The organism is Arthrobacter ginkgonis (assembly GCF_039540195.1).
In the GTDB taxonomy this organism is placed as follows: domain Bacteria; phylum Actinomycetota; class Actinomycetes; order Actinomycetales; family Micrococcaceae; genus Zafaria; species Zafaria ginkgonis.
Window position 1 is genome coordinate 787,754 of sequence record NZ_BAABEO010000008.1, and the last position, 13,465, is coordinate 801,218.

At 69.4% G+C, this 13,465-nt stretch carries 12 protein-coding genes; 2 read left to right on the top strand and 10 right to left on the bottom strand.

The genetic code is table 11. The annotated features are described in order from the left end of the window. Positions 1 to 13: 13 nt before the first annotated feature. The gene (locus ABD912_RS06230; RefSeq protein ID WP_345149278.1) at positions 14 to 1,234 is read right to left on the bottom strand and encodes a hypothetical protein; all 1,221 of its coding nucleotides are present in this window, start codon (positions 1,232 to 1,234) and stop codon (positions 14 to 16) included. Between the two features lie 291 nt (positions 1,235 to 1,525). Here ABD912_RS06230 and ABD912_RS06235 point away from each other — a divergent pair, with 291 nt between their 5' ends. Next, the gene (locus ABD912_RS06235) at positions 1,526 to 3,541 is read left to right on the top strand and encodes a BCCT family transporter (protein WP_345149279.1); all 2,016 of its coding nucleotides are present in this window, start codon (positions 1,526 to 1,528) and stop codon (positions 3,539 to 3,541) included. Positions 3,542 to 3,543: 2 nt separating this feature from the next. On the opposite strand, the gene ABD912_RS06240 is transcribed toward ABD912_RS06235, so the two are convergent. Then, positions 3,544 to 4,749, bottom strand: a complete 1,206-nt coding sequence (locus ABD912_RS06240; protein WP_345149280.1) for a hypothetical protein — start codon at positions 4,747 to 4,749, stop codon at positions 3,544 to 3,546. Positions 4,750 to 4,993: 244 nt separating this feature from the next. Between ABD912_RS06240 and ABD912_RS06245 the strand changes: the two genes are divergently transcribed. Further along, positions 4,994 to 5,293, top strand: a complete 300-nt coding sequence (locus ABD912_RS06245) for a DUF4235 domain-containing protein (protein WP_345149282.1) — start codon at positions 4,994 to 4,996, stop codon at positions 5,291 to 5,293. Between the two features lie 30 nt (positions 5,294 to 5,323). Here ABD912_RS06245 and ABD912_RS06250 read toward each other — a convergent pair whose 3' ends face one another. From ABD912_RS06250 to ABD912_RS06285, 8 genes are all read right to left on the bottom strand, one after another. Continuing rightward, positions 5,324 to 5,842, bottom strand: coding sequence for an SRPBCC family protein (locus tag ABD912_RS06250; protein ID WP_345149284.1), 519 nt, complete (start codon positions 5,840 to 5,842; stop codon positions 5,324 to 5,326). Between the two features lie 87 nt (positions 5,843 to 5,929). Next, a complete protein-coding gene (locus ABD912_RS06255) occupies positions 5,930 to 6,274 on the bottom strand; it encodes a hypothetical protein (protein ID WP_345149286.1) in 345 nt (114 codons plus the stop codon). Positions 6,275 to 6,420: 146 nt separating this feature from the next. Further along, on the bottom strand, positions 6,421 to 7,368 hold the full coding sequence (locus tag ABD912_RS06260; RefSeq protein ID WP_345149288.1) for an alpha/beta hydrolase: 948 nt from the start codon (positions 7,366 to 7,368) through the stop codon (positions 6,421 to 6,423). Positions 7,369 to 7,389: 21 nt separating this feature from the next. Beyond that, a complete protein-coding gene (locus tag ABD912_RS06265; RefSeq protein WP_345149290.1) occupies positions 7,390 to 7,818 on the bottom strand; it encodes a heat shock protein transcriptional repressor HspR in 429 nt (142 codons plus the stop codon). A 37-nt stretch (positions 7,819 to 7,855) separates the two neighbouring features. Beyond that, positions 7,856 to 8,836 (bottom strand): DnaJ C-terminal domain-containing protein, encoded by a 981-nt coding sequence (locus ABD912_RS06270; protein WP_345149292.1) that lies wholly within the window; start codon positions 8,834 to 8,836, stop codon positions 7,856 to 7,858. A 139-nt stretch (positions 8,837 to 8,975) separates the two neighbouring features. After that, the gene (locus ABD912_RS06275; protein ID WP_345149294.1) at positions 8,976 to 9,536 is read right to left on the bottom strand and encodes a nucleotide exchange factor GrpE; all 561 of its coding nucleotides are present in this window, start codon (positions 9,534 to 9,536) and stop codon (positions 8,976 to 8,978) included. Between the two features lie 12 nt (positions 9,537 to 9,548). Next, a complete protein-coding gene (dnaK, locus tag ABD912_RS06280) occupies positions 9,549 to 11,399 on the bottom strand; it encodes a molecular chaperone DnaK (protein WP_345149296.1) in 1,851 nt (616 codons plus the stop codon). A 299-nt stretch (positions 11,400 to 11,698) separates the two neighbouring features. After that, a complete protein-coding gene (locus ABD912_RS06285) occupies positions 11,699 to 13,393 on the bottom strand; it encodes a DEAD/DEAH box helicase (protein WP_345149299.1) in 1,695 nt (564 codons plus the stop codon). Between the last annotated feature and the right edge of the window lie 72 nt (positions 13,394 to 13,465).

The window sequence follows — 13,465 nt, forward strand, 5'->3', positions numbered from 1 at the left end:
GCCGTGCAGGCCGCTAGGCGGCCGGCTTGCTGGAGCAGAGCACCTTGGCATCGGCGAAAACAGGGATTCCCTGTTCCCCGAGTCCATAGGAAGCCGTTTCCGATTCCCAGGCCCTAAGTTCCACCTCGTCAAACTTTGCAACCGAGTAGCTCCGTTTGGCTGAGGCATTGCCAGTTTCAAATGTCCCCGCGTAGAACTCCTCGTAAACGTCGGGGGCGCTGGCGTCCGGGACGCCGTAGACGACGAAGTCGGCGGCGGCACCCGGGGCGGAGTCGTCGTCCATACCGATCGTGACTTCCAGCGTCTGGCAGCGCCGGTCGACCGTCCACACGGACCACGTTGGCTGATCGGGACTGATGCGTTCTCCATCGCCGTCGTAGCCATGGAAATCGGCCAAGGCATCAGCAAAGGTTTTCCCGTTGATGGATGCCTGGCCGGGCAGGAAGCCCTTCCATCCGCCCACCCATTCAGAAGCGGAGGACGGCGCCGTCTGACTCAGCTTGAACCACTGGTACACGGTGAACGCCTTTTCCGCGCTGGTGGCGGACTTGGTCGAGGCGCTCGCCGGGGCGTAGACGCGGTACGTCGCCTTGCCGGCGCTACCGGCCTTCGTCGAAACCGTGAACGTCTTTTCCTGAGTGACCTTGGAGGAGGCGGATTCGAAGGGGACATTCTTCCACGTGGTTCCGAACTTCTGCTGAAGGTACACCTTCTTGCCGGCCAGGCCGGAAGTCGTGGTGCCGGAGAGCGTGATGTCCGCGCCCTTGGTCGGCTTGGTGGTGGAGGTCTTGGTGACGGTGACCTTCTGGGTAACCGTCACCTTCTTGGCGGAGCTCTTGGAGGCCTTGTACTTGGAGGTTCCGGAGAAGACCGCACGGATTTCGGTGTTCTTCGCCAGCTTGGAGACCTTGGCGGAGACCTTGCCCTTGGAGCTGGTCTTGGTCTTCTTGACCGTGGTCCACTTCGAGTTGCCGGCGGTGCGCTTCTGCAGCGTCACGTAAACGCCGGACACCGCCTTGCTGCCCCGCTTCAGGGTGCCGGTCACGGTCACCGAGGCGCCGGAGGACACCGAGTAGTCGGAGGCGGAGACCGTCAGCACGGTCGTGGCCGCCGCGGCCTGCGCCGGGGCGGCCAGGCCACCGGCCAGGAACAGCGCCGCCACCACGGCGACGAGCGCGGCCAGCCAGCGCGGACGGCGTCCGGCCCGCGGCGCTGATGTGTGCAAATGGTCCATGATTCCCCCAGACAAACGGGAGGACACCGTGCGGTGCGAGCAGGTGTCCCCAAGCGTGGATTCTCGTCGAAACGCCCTCCCAACGGGTGCGGGGGGCGTTTTCCTGAGAGCCTACCGGGCATTTGGCCCATTCGAGGGATGAACCGCCGCGCGTCCCCTGACTAGGGCCTCCCGGTTTGGCAGGCGTGTCGCGGAGCCCCTAGAGTTGACGGCTTGTCCGGCCCGGCCGTGCACACCCCAGGCACCGGCCCGGGTTCGGACGCGACCTGAACCCGACCCGAGGAGACCTCCGTGGACGCACAACGTCCCGTGCCAAAGTCCGATCACACCACCGGCGCCGGCCACCCCGGCTCCCCCGGCCAGCCGCCCGGCGACCCGGAATCCGCAGTCCCCTATCCGCACGACACCCACCCGGGCTTGGTGCCCGGCATCTCCGTCGACGAGCAGCGCATTCGCTACGGCACGGACCGACTGGTCTTTGGCGTCGCGGCCGCCCTGATCGTCGCCTTCATTGCGTGGGGGATCGTGTCCACCGACTCCCTCAAGGCCGCTTCCGACCTCGCGCTGGGGTGGGTGGTGACAAACACGGGATGGCTGTTCAACATCCTGGTCGCCGTCGTGCTGGCCTTCCTGGCCTACCTCGCCTTCAGCCGCTATGGGCGAATCCCGCTGGGCGTGGACGGCGAGAAGCCCGAATACGGCACGCTCTCATGGATCACCATGATGTTTTCGGCCGGCGTGGGCATCGGCCTCTTTTTCTTCGGCCCCTACGAGCCGCTGAACTACTTCATCGATCCGGCACCGGGCATGGCCGAACCGGAGACCCGCGAAGCGATCCACAAGGCCATGGCCCAGACCCTCTACCACTGGGGCCTGCACGCCTGGGCCCTCTACGCCCTGGTCGGCGCCGCGGTCGCCTACGGCGCCTACCGCCGCGGACGCGTGCCGCTGATGAGCGCGATCCTCACGCCGGTGTTCGGCAAGGAGCGCACCGCAGGGCTGCCCGGGCGGATGATCGACATGTTCGCCATCATTGCCACCCTGTTCGGCACGGCGGCCTCGTTGGGCATCGGCACCCTGCAGATCGGCCGCGGCGTCGAAATTGTTTCCGGCATCGGCACGCTGGGCAACGCCGGGCTGATCATCATCATTGCCGTCCTGACCATCGCGTTCATCGCCTCCGCGGTGTCCGGCATCGGCCGGGGGATCCGCTGGCTGTCCAACATCAACATGTCACTGGCCCTGGTGTTGGCCCTGTTCATCTTCATCGCGGGTCCCACCCTGTTCCTGCTGAACCTGCTGCCCTCCGCGGTGGCCGAGTACTTCAACGACTTTTTCGCGATGATGGGCAAGAGCGCGTCCTGGGGCCCGGAGTCGGCGGAGTTCTCCCAGACCTGGACGGTTTTCTACTGGGCCTGGTGGGCGTCCTGGACCCCGTTCGTCGGCATCTTCCTGGCCCGCATCTCCCGCGGCCGCACGCTGCGCGAGTTCATCCAGGTCACCCTGCTGGTCCCGTTCGCGGTCAACGTGCTGGCCTTCGGCCTCCTGGGCGGCACCACCATCTGGATGCGGATGAACGGCGCGGGCCTGTCCACCGAGCAGTCCCCGCAGGACCTGCTGTTCGCGCTGCTGGCTAACTTGCCCTTGGGCGAGGTCACGCCGTACGTGGCCATGGCGTGCATCGCGATCTTCTTCATCACCTCGGCCGACTCCGCGTCCCTGGTGATGGGCAGCCTCTCCCAGCGCGGCAAGCCCGAACCCGACAAGAGGGTCACGGTCTTCTGGGGCCTGGCGATGACGGGCATTGCCGTGGTGATGCTCCTGGTCGGCGGCAACGAGGCGCTCACGGGGCTGCAAAACCTGGTCATCGTCTCGGCGCTGCCCTTCACCGTGATCCTGCTGCTGATGATGGCCGCGTTCTACAAGGACCTGCGGACCGATCCGGCGGTGATCCGCGTCGAGTACGCGCAGGCCGCCCTGGAGAACGCCGTGAAGACAGGCATTGACGAGCATGGGGACCGGTTCGCGCTGGCCGTCGAGTGCGCCCCCGAGGGCGGAGGCGCCGGCGCGGAGTTCGACTCCCACGCCGAGGAGGTCACCGACTGGTACCGGCGCACCGATGAGGACGGCGTCCCGGTGGAGTACGACTACGCCTCCGGCGAGTACGCGGACGGCTGGACCCCCCACCAGGACGGCACGGACCGGGACGGCACGGCCCAAAACGACGCGGACCAGGACGACGACGGCGGCACGGCCACCGGCGGCGGTCGGGTGCCGGAGCCTGCGGGCTCGGGCACCCGACCGTAGGTTTACGGGGCGGTGCTGCAGAGCACCCTGGCATCGGCGAAGACCGGGTAGCCCTCGGCCCCCTCCGCCCATTCGGCCTCGGTGGAGTCCGTGGCCCACAGCTCAAGGAAGGTGAAGCCGGCGATGGATGCGGTCACGGTCTTGGCCTTGTCACCCCGGGCCGATTCGCCAAACTCCAGCAGCGTGTCCGAGGCGCCGGCGTTGTCCAGCGAGGTGAAGGCCTCGCCCAGGAACGCGGCGCGGGTCCCCTCCGCGGAGGCGTCGTCGATGCCGACCTTCGCGGTGAACGCGACGCAGCGGTTGTCCAGGTTCCAGGTGGAGTAGGAGGCCAGGAGGTCGGAGTTGTCGGCGCTGAGGACGTCGGAGAGGGCGCGGTTGAAGGGCACCCCGGCGATCGTGCTCGGGGTGGCGTCCAAACCGATGCCGCCGTCGGCCCATTCGGAGCCGTCGGCCGGCGCGACGTCGTTGAGGAAGAACCACTGGTGGACGGCGAAGGACTTCTCGGAGCTGGTCGCGGATCCGGTCGAGACGCTCGCCGGGGCGTGGACGCGGTAGGTCGCCTTGCCGGCGTTGCCCGCCGTCGTCTTCACGAAGAACGCGTTCTTCTTGGAGACCTTGGCCGTGGCGACCTTGGTCCACTGGGTGCCGGACTTCTCCTGCAGTTCAACGGTCTTGCCGGACAGGCCAGGGGTCGTGGTGCCGAAGAAGGTGATCGACTCGCCCGTGGTGGGCTTGCCGGTGGAGGTCTTGGTGACGGCCACCTTCTGGGCGACCGTGATCTTCCGGGTCGAGCTCGTGGCCGACTTGTACTGGGCCGACTTGTTCTTGGAAGTGCCCGCATAGACCGCGCGGATCTCGGTGTCCTTCTTCAGCTTGGAGACCTTGGCGGAGACCTTGCCCTTGGACGTGGTCTTCGCCGTGGCAATGGTGCTCCAGCCCTTGCTTCCGGCGGTGCGCTTCTGCAGCTTCACGGAAACGCCCGCGACCGCCTTGCTGCCCCGCTTCAGGGTCCCGGTGACGGTCACCGACGCATCCGGGGACACCGAGTAGTCGGAGGCGGAAACCGCCAGGGTGGTCTTGGCCGGGGCGGCCTGCGCGGGGGCGGCCAGGCCGCCGGCCAGGAAGGCCACGGCCACCGTGGCGGCGAGCGCGGCCAGCCAGCGCGGCCGCCGCCGGTTCCGTGGAGTTGAAGTGCGTGAGATGTCCATGTTTCCCCCGTTTCGGGAGGACCCTGCGCCAGCAGGTGTCCCCGGTGCGTGCGATGCCTGTGAAGTGTGAGGCTCGTGGCAGTGGCGCCCGCACATCGCCGGGCGCCCTCCGTTGCAGGCTACGAGCGCTAGACCATCGAATGCCGTCGAATGGCATAACAACAGGTGAAGGTCAGCTTTCGGGCCATTCGGGGTAGGTTGGGGGAACCCGTACCAGACGGTTGGTCATTTCCAGGAGGACACGATGCCCAGAAACCAGGCAAGCAAGCCGGCCAAGCTCCTCTACCGCCCCGTCGGACTGGTAGCGAGCGTGGTGGGTGGCCTGATCGCCAGCCAGCTCTTCAGGCAGCTGTGGAAGCGCGCGACCCCCTACGGACACGCCGGAGACGATGCCCCGAAGGCACTGAGCACCGCATACCCGCTGAAGCAGATCCTCATCGCCAGCGTCCTCCAGGGCGCCATCTATGCCTTGGTGAAGACCATCACCGACCGTGGGGGCGCACGCCTCTTCGAAGGCGTCACCGGCAAATGGCCGGGCGACTAGGGTTTGGCCTTCATGGCTTAGCAGCGCGCCCTAGCAGGCCGGGGGCGGCGCGGCCGCGTCTTCCCCGAAGGCCATCCGGTAGCGGCGGAACAGGTCGTCGCGGTCCTTGTCCGCGTCCTCGACATACCCGCCCACCGACTCGCGCAGGTGCGCCAGGCACACGTGCCAGCGCGCGGCTTCGTAGACTCCCCTCCCCCGCGCATCGAGGGAGACGGCGAACACCAGCCGCGTGCCGGCGTCGTACGGTTCCAGGGTGATGCGCAGCGAATCGGCGCCCCAGACGAAGGCGAGCAGGCGGCCGATCTCGGCGTCCACCACCTCGCCCCAGACGGGTTCGTCGGCCTCGTCGTCGGGAACGTAGAAGGCCAGGTCGCGGCCCACGGTCCATTCGCCCACGATGACCGCCGGGAACCAGCCGCGGAGCCCGTCGCGGCTGGCCACCGCGATCCACGCATCCGTGGCGTTCACTGGCAGGTCACCGCGGAAGGTAAGCACCCAACGCCGCCCGGACGGAGCGAAGGCCGCCGGATCCATGGTGAATCCGCTCATGGGGACAGAGTACTGCGCCCGCCGCCGCGGCGCTCCGATTGGCCGCCGCCGCGCAGGCGGGCACATCGTGTCCGGACGTGAGCCGGATCAGCCCGGCTCACGTCCGGCGTCGGGTCCCTCCACCAGGCTGCTCCCTCCCACCAGGCCGCTGCCGTCCACCGAGCCGCCGCCTCCGGCCAATCCCCTGCCGTCCGTCAACCCGTTGCCGTCCATGAATCCACTGCCCTCCATCAGTCCGCTGTGCGGGCGGACAAAACGCAACGGCGGTTCGGGATTGCGGATGACCACGTCGATCCGTTCATCCAGTTCGTCGCTGTGCCAGCCGTCCTCCTCAAAGGCCGGCGCGGCGGGCACATCCGCCATCCAGTCGGCGCTGTCAAGGAAATCGTCGTTGCGGTCCGAATCGTAGGAACCAGAGTCGTTGTAACCCAAGGATGCCTCCGGGAAGGTGCGAAGTATCGGAAAGCGGCAGTCCCCACCGCAGTGTCTTCGTCGAGGCCGGGTAACGCGCTCCCCACAGCCCGTTCAGACGCCCTGCCGCCCCAAGCACGGGCAGCGCGTAGGAGGCACTTTACCCACTACTCCAGCGGAAGGAACCCCGTGGTGACCAGTGCAAGGTTGCGGAGCGATAACGTGCCCGGATCGCGGTAGCCGCGCTTGCCGCGCACGGCGCCCGGCACGAACCGTGAGGTGTTGTGCCCGGTGACCGGCAACAGGCCCGATTCCGCGAATCCGTCCACGTCGAAGCGCCGCCCCACCACGGTGCGCCCGCTCAGGAACCTGCCGGCGCGGGCCAGCAGGTCATCGGCCGCCACCGCCTCGAAGATGTGCCCTTCGGGGATGCCCAGCAGGCCCGGGTCGCCGGCGATCCGGCGCGGCATGCCGGCCGACCCCGTGGTGGCCAGCGCCGAAACGGCCGGGGCGGCGGATTCGCCGCGCAGCTTCTCCAGCGCGTGGGCCGCAAGCGTGGCGCCGTAGGAGTGTGCCTCCATCGCGGTGAACGGCCGGTCCGGGCGCAGCCGGGCGAACGTGAGCAGGTCGTGGGTGAGGCGTTCGACGGCGGTGCGCGCGGCCCGGTTGGACACGGCCCGCAGCAGCCCGGGCGAGGAGTATCCCAGCCAGGCGACCACGGCGGGATTGGGGGCGCCGACGACCCGCTGCTCAAGCAGCAGCTGCCCGGCCTCGCGCGCAGTCCCCCACATCGCGGTGCGGACCCGGATGCCGGAACCGGAGAGCTGCCAGGTCACGTGCGTGGCCGCGTCGAGGTCCCCGACGGCGACAGCGGCCAGCGGTTCCGGGCCGTCCAGGTCCAGGTAGAGCAGGTGCCGGGGCGGGATGGCCGGGTCCATGGAGTCGGCCAGGGCGTGCGCCACCCCGTCGATCGCCGCCTTGCGGCGCTGCGGCATGGCGTCGCGGACCCGCTTGAGGCGCTCGAAGCGTTCGGTCGCGCGTTCGGTGAGCGCACGGTAGGTGTGCGGCGGGCCCGGCGTGCGCGGCGGCCACGGTGCGCCGGCGTCGTTCAGCATCCCCTGCCGTCCGCCGGGCCGCTACTTCTGCGGCCGCCAGACCACAACGGCCTGGCTGCGGGCCCGTGGACGCTGGCCGCGGGCCAGCGGAACCACCTCGCCGGCGGTGCCGGCGGCGAACACCCGGCCCAGGCTGACGCCGCGCCGGTCGGTGCGTTCGCGCTCCAGCTGTTCGCTCAGCTCCCCGACGCGGCGGCTCAGGGCGGCGACCTGGTTCTCCAGCTGCAGGATGCGCCGGATGCCCTCCAGCGACACCCCGTCCTTGGAGAGGCGCTGGATCTCGCGCAGCAGGTCGACGTCGTGCTGGCTGTAGCGGCGCTGCTTGCCGCGCTGGCGCAGCGGCGAGACCAGCCCCAGCCGGTCGTACTGGCGCAGCGTCTGCGGGTGCATCTCCGCCAGCTCGGCGGCCACGGAGATCACGAAGATCGGAGCGTAGCGGTCGATGTCCATGCTTCCCCCTGACTGCCTTCCGTGGCCCGCCCGGGCCCTAGAGCGTTGCCTTGGCGGCGAGCCCGGCGCGCGGGTCCGCGTCGCCGGTGGCGGCGGCGAAGTCCTTGATGGCCTGTTCCGCCTTGGCGTTGAGGTTCTGCGGAACCACGACGTCGATGGTCACCAGCAGGTCGCCGGTGCCCTTGGCGGTGTGCACCCCGCGCTCCTTCAGGCGCAGCGTGCGCCCGGAGCTGGTCCCGGCCGGGACCTTGACCTTGACGGTCTCGCCGGTGAGCGTCGGAACCTCGATCTGGCCGCCCAGCGCGGCCTCCGCGAAGGTCACCGGCACGTGGATGCGGATGTTGTTGTCCTCGCGGACGAAGAACGGGTGCGGCTTCACGCTGACCTTGACGATCAGGTCCCCGTTCCCGGCCGGGCCGGGCTGGCCCTTGCCGCGCACCCGCACGCTCTGGCCGTCCTTGATGCCCGCGGGGATGCGCGCCTCGATGACCTCGCCGTTGGGTTCGCGCAGCCCCACCGTGGTGCCGTTGATGGAACCGGCGAAGGAGATGCTGGTGGAGGCGGTGCGGTCCGCGCCCTTGGTCGGGGCCTGCTGGAAGCCGCCTCCCCCGAAGCCTCCGCCGCCGAACAGGTCCGCGAATTCCGGCGGAACCTGGCCGCCGCCGAATCCTCCTCCGCCGCCCCGGAACCCGCCGCGCTGGCGTCCGCCGCCGAAGAGGTTCCCGAAGACGTCGTCGAAACCGCCCGCACCTCCCTGCCCGCCGGCGCTGAAGCGCGCCCCGGAGCCCATGGCCCGGATGGCGTCGTACTGCTGGCGTTCCTCCGAATCGGAAAGCACCGCGTGCGCCTCGGTGATGTCCTTGAACTTCTGTTCCGCGGCGGCATCGCCCTGGTTGGTATCCGGGTGGTACTTGCGTGCCAGCTTCCGGTAGGCCTTCTTGATGTCGGCGTCGCTGGCGTCCTTGGAGACGCCAAGGATCGCGTAGAAGTCCTTCTCCGCCCAATCCTGGCTGGCCATCTGGCGGCTCCTTCTGTTTCCCAAAGTCTTGTGGTGCTGATGTTACGGCTTGACGGCCCCGCCCGGAGGCGGGGCCGTCAAGCCCGGTCCGCGTTCGCGGTATTGCTGCCCGCGTTCGCGGTGGTGCTACTCGGCGCTTCTATTCGCCGGTGGAGACGATCACCTGGGCGGCGCGGAGGATCCGCTCGCCCTTCCGGTAGCCGTTGCGCAGGATCTGTCCGACGTGGTCCGCGGGGATCCCGGGGATCGGCTGCTGCAGCAACGCCTCGTGGACGTTCGGGTCGAACGCCACTCCGGCCTCGGCGATGCGCTCCAGGCCCAGCCCGGACAGGACGCCGTCGAGCTTGTTGGCGATCGCCGCGAACGGCCCCTCCTCAAGGTCGCCGGCCGCGCGGCCCGCTTCGATGTCGTCCAGCACCGGCAGCAGGTTGGCGAGCACGGACTGCACGGCAAGCTCCCGCACGGCCTCGCGGTCCCGCTCGACGCGCTTGCGGTAGTTCACGTACTCGGCCTGCAGGCGCAGCAGGTCCTCGCGGAGCTCGGCCTCGCGGTCCGACGGGGCAGCGGCGTCGGCCGCGGCCTCGTTGAGGATCGCCTCGGCCTGGGCGAGCGCGTCGCCGTCGTCGTGCGGCTCGCCTACCGGGGTGACTTCCTCGTGCTCGTGCTCGTGGTGCTCGTCCTCGTTGCCGTGGTGGGGCATGTCGCTACCGTCCTACTTCTTCTCGTCTTCGTCGATGACCTCGGCGTCGACGATGTCCTCGTCGCCGGCGGCGGAGGGGTTGCCCTCGTTCGCCGCGCCGGCCGGGGCGGACTGGGACTGCGCGTAGATCGCCTCGCCGAGCTTGCCCTGGGAGGCCTGCAGCTTCTCGAACGCGGCCTTGATCTCGTCGTCGTTGTCCTGCTTCTCCAGGGCGGCCTTCAGCGCGTCGACGTCGGCCTGGACCTCGTTCTTGACGTCCTCGGGCAGCTTGTCGGCGTTGTCCTTGATCAGCTTGTCCACGGAGTACGCGGTGGTCTCGGCGTGGTTGCGGACCTCGGCGGCCTCGCGGCGCTTCTTGTCCTCGGCAGCGTGCTCCTCGGCGTCGCGGACCATGCGGTCGATGTCGTCCTTGGACAGCGCGGTGCCGCCGGAGATCGTCATGGACTGCTCGGTGCCGGTGCCCTTGTCCTTGGCGGAAACGTGCACGATGCCGTTGGCGTCGATGTCGAAGGTGACCTCGATCTGCGGGATGCCGCGCGGGGCCGGGGCGATGCCGGTGAGCTCGAAGGTGCCCAGCGGCTTGTTGTCGCGGGTGAACTCGCGCTCGCCCTGGAAGACCTGGATGGACACGGACGGCTGGTTGTCGTCGGCCGTGGTGAAGGTCTCCGAACGCTTGGTCGGGATCGCCGTGTTGCGCTCGATGAGCTTGGTCATCACGCCGCCCTTGGTCTCGATGCCCAGGGAGAGCGGGGTGACGTCGATGAGCAGCACGTCCTTGCGCTCGCCCTTGAGGACGCCGGCCTGCAGGGCGGCGCCGACGGCGACGACCTCGTCCGGGTTCACGCCCTTGTTGGCTTCCTTGCCGGCGAGCTCCTTGACCAGGTCGGCAACGGCCGGCATGCGGGTGGAGCCGCCGACGAGGATCACGTGGGCGATGTCGGAGACCTTGACCCCGGCCTCGGCGATGACGTCGTGGAACGGCTTGCGGGTGCGCTCGAGCAGGTCGGCGGTCAGTTCCTGGAACTTGGCGCGGGACAGGTGCTCGTCCAGGTGGACCGGGCCGTCCGGGGTGACGGAGAGGTACTGCAGGGAGATGTTGGTGCTGGTCGCGGAGGACAGCTCCTTCTTGGCCTGCTCGGCAGCTTCCTTCAGGCGCTGCAGGGCGATCTTGTCCTTGGACAGGTCGGAGCCCTTGGACTTGGCCTGGGCCAGCAGCCAGTCGACGACGCGCTGGTCCCAGTCGTCGCCGCCGAGGCGGTTGTCGCCGGCGGTCGAGCGGACCTGGATGGTGGAGAAGTCGTCCTCGTCCTTGCCGACCTCGAGGAGGGAGACGTCGAAGGTGCCGCCGCCGAGGTCGAAGACCAGGATGAGCTCGTCTTCCTTGCCCTTGTCCAGGCCGTAGGCCAGCGCGGCGGCGGTCGGCTCGTTGACGATGCGCAGCACGTTCAGGCCCGCGATCTCGCCGGCCTCCTTGGTGGCCTGGCGCTCGGCGTCGTTGAAGTAGGCCGGGACGGTGATGACCGCGTCCGTGACCTTCTCGCCCAGGTAGGACTCGGCGTCGTGCTTGAGCTTCATCAGGGTGCGCGCGGAGATCTCCTGCGCGGTGTACTTCTTGCCGTCGATGTCGATCGACCAGTCGGTGCCCATGTGGCGCTTGACGGACGCGATGGTGCGGTCGATGTTGTTGACGGCCTGGCGCTTGGCGATTTCGCCGACCAGGACCTCGCCGGACTTGGCGAAGGCGACCACGGACGGGGTGGTGCGCCCGCCTTCGGCGTTGGCGATGACGGTGGGCTCGCCACCTTCGAGGACGGACACGACGGAGTTGGTGGTTCCGAGGTCAATGCCGACGGCACGGGACATGGTGCTTCCTGCCTTTCTGGGGAAAACTGATTCACGGCCCCCTCCGGAAACCGGATTGAGCGTTCTGCACTCAACTTTACCCAGAGGCTCTCGAGTGTCAATCCAAAGTTGAGCGAACAACGCTCAACTTCGTCGTCGCGATCGCATCCTTCCCCGGTTTTCCGCCCTTTTCCGCGCGCGACGGCGGCATTAAGCCCAGCGCGAAGCCCCGCCGGCCCTCCCCCACGCAAAAGGTCCCCGCCTCCCAAGGGGAGGCGGGGACCTTCGTCCGTGTGGCCGCCGTGGCGGCCTCCGCGGGGTTAGTGCTTCTGGTTCGACTGGGGCGCGGTGGCGCGGCGGTTGCCGCGGGCCCGGCCGGTGGCGGCCTGGGCCAGGTCGCGGCCGATCGCATCGCCGATGGTGTTTCCGCCGCGTCCGGCGGCCGGACGCTGGGCCCCCCCGGCGCGGGTCCCCCGGCCCGCGGGCACTCCCGGCTTCTGGGCGCTGCGCGCGGACTGGCCTTCGGCGCCGGCGCGGCTGCCACGGCCGGCGCGGGACTGGCCCGACCCTGCGGAATCCTGCCGAACCGAATCGGACCGAACCGCGCCGGAGCGGCCGGAACCACGGCGCCCGGAGGCTTCGGAACGCCCGGATCCCTCGGAACGCCCCGCTGCCTCGGAACGCCTGGCCGGCTGGCGGTTCTCCGTGCGGCGCTCGCCGCCGGCCTCCGCCGCGACGGCGCGCTCGGCACCGCGGCCTCGGCCACGGCTACGGCCACGGGTGCGTGCGGCCCCGTCGCCGGCGGCCTTGCGCTGCGGCTGCTGGACCACGGGGGCGGCGTAGGCCACCTTCGCGGCCTTTTCGCCACGGACGGCGGCCACGGCGTCGGAGTCCGGGGAGACGGACTCGAACGGAACCTTCAGACCGGCGGCCTTGAGCAGCGAGCGGACGTCGCCCTGCTGGTCGGGGGTCGCGATGGTGACGACGGTTCCGTCGGAGCCGGCGCGGGCGGTGCGGCCGGAGCGGTGCAGGTAGGCCTTGTGCTCCGCCGGCGGGTCGACATGGACCACCAGCTCGACGCCGTCGACGTGCACGCCGCGGGCTGCGACGTCGGTCGCCACGAGCACGCGGGCGGCACCGGAGGAGAACGCCTCCAGGTTGCGGTCGCGGGCGTTCTGCGACAGGTTGCCGTGCAGGTCCACCGCCGGCACGCCGGCCTTGGACAGCGACTGGGCCATCTTCTTGGCGTGGTGCTTGGTCCGCATGAACATGATGCGCCGGCCGGTGCCGGAGGCCAGCTCCTGGATGAGGTCCTTCTTCAGGTCCGCGTCCACCACGAACACGTGGTGCTCCATGGTGTTGACGGCGGCCTTGGGGGCATCCACGGAATGGATGGTGGGGCTGGACAGGTAGCGGTCGACGAGCTTGTCGACGCCGTTGTCCAGGGTGGCGGAGAACAGCATGTGCTGGATGCCGCGCGGAGCGCGGTCCAGGATGCGCTTGACGACCGGCAGGAATCCGAGGTCGGCCATGTGGTCGGCCTCGTCGAGCACCGAAATCTCGAGGCGGGACAGGTCGGCGCACTTCTGGTTCAGCAGGTCCTCGAGGCGTCCGGGGCAGGCGATGAGGATGTCGACGCCGGCGTTGAGGTCCTTCTCCTGGCGCACCTGGGACACGCCGCCGAAGACGACGGCGGTGCGCAGGTTCTTGGCCTCCGCCAGCGGGGTGACGGTGCGGGAGATCTGGGTCGCGAGTTCGCGGGTGGGCGCCATGATCAGGGCGCGCGGGAAGCGGGCGCGGCGCGGCTTGGGGTCCGCGGCCAGCCGGGCCACCAGGGGCAGCGAGAAGGCGATGGTCTTGCCGGAACCGGTCTGTCCGCGGCCCAGGACGTCGCCGCCGGCCAGCGTGGTCGGCAGGGTGGCTTCCTGGATGGGGAAGGCCGCGTCGATGCCCTGGCGGGCGAGGACGTCGGAGAGGTCGGCGGGCACGCCGAGGGAAGTGAAGGTAGCGCTCACGGGCTGCTTTCGGTCGTAGCTGCGCGCGCCGGGACCGGCGCGCTGGTGTCGCCGAAGGAAGAGAAGTTCTGG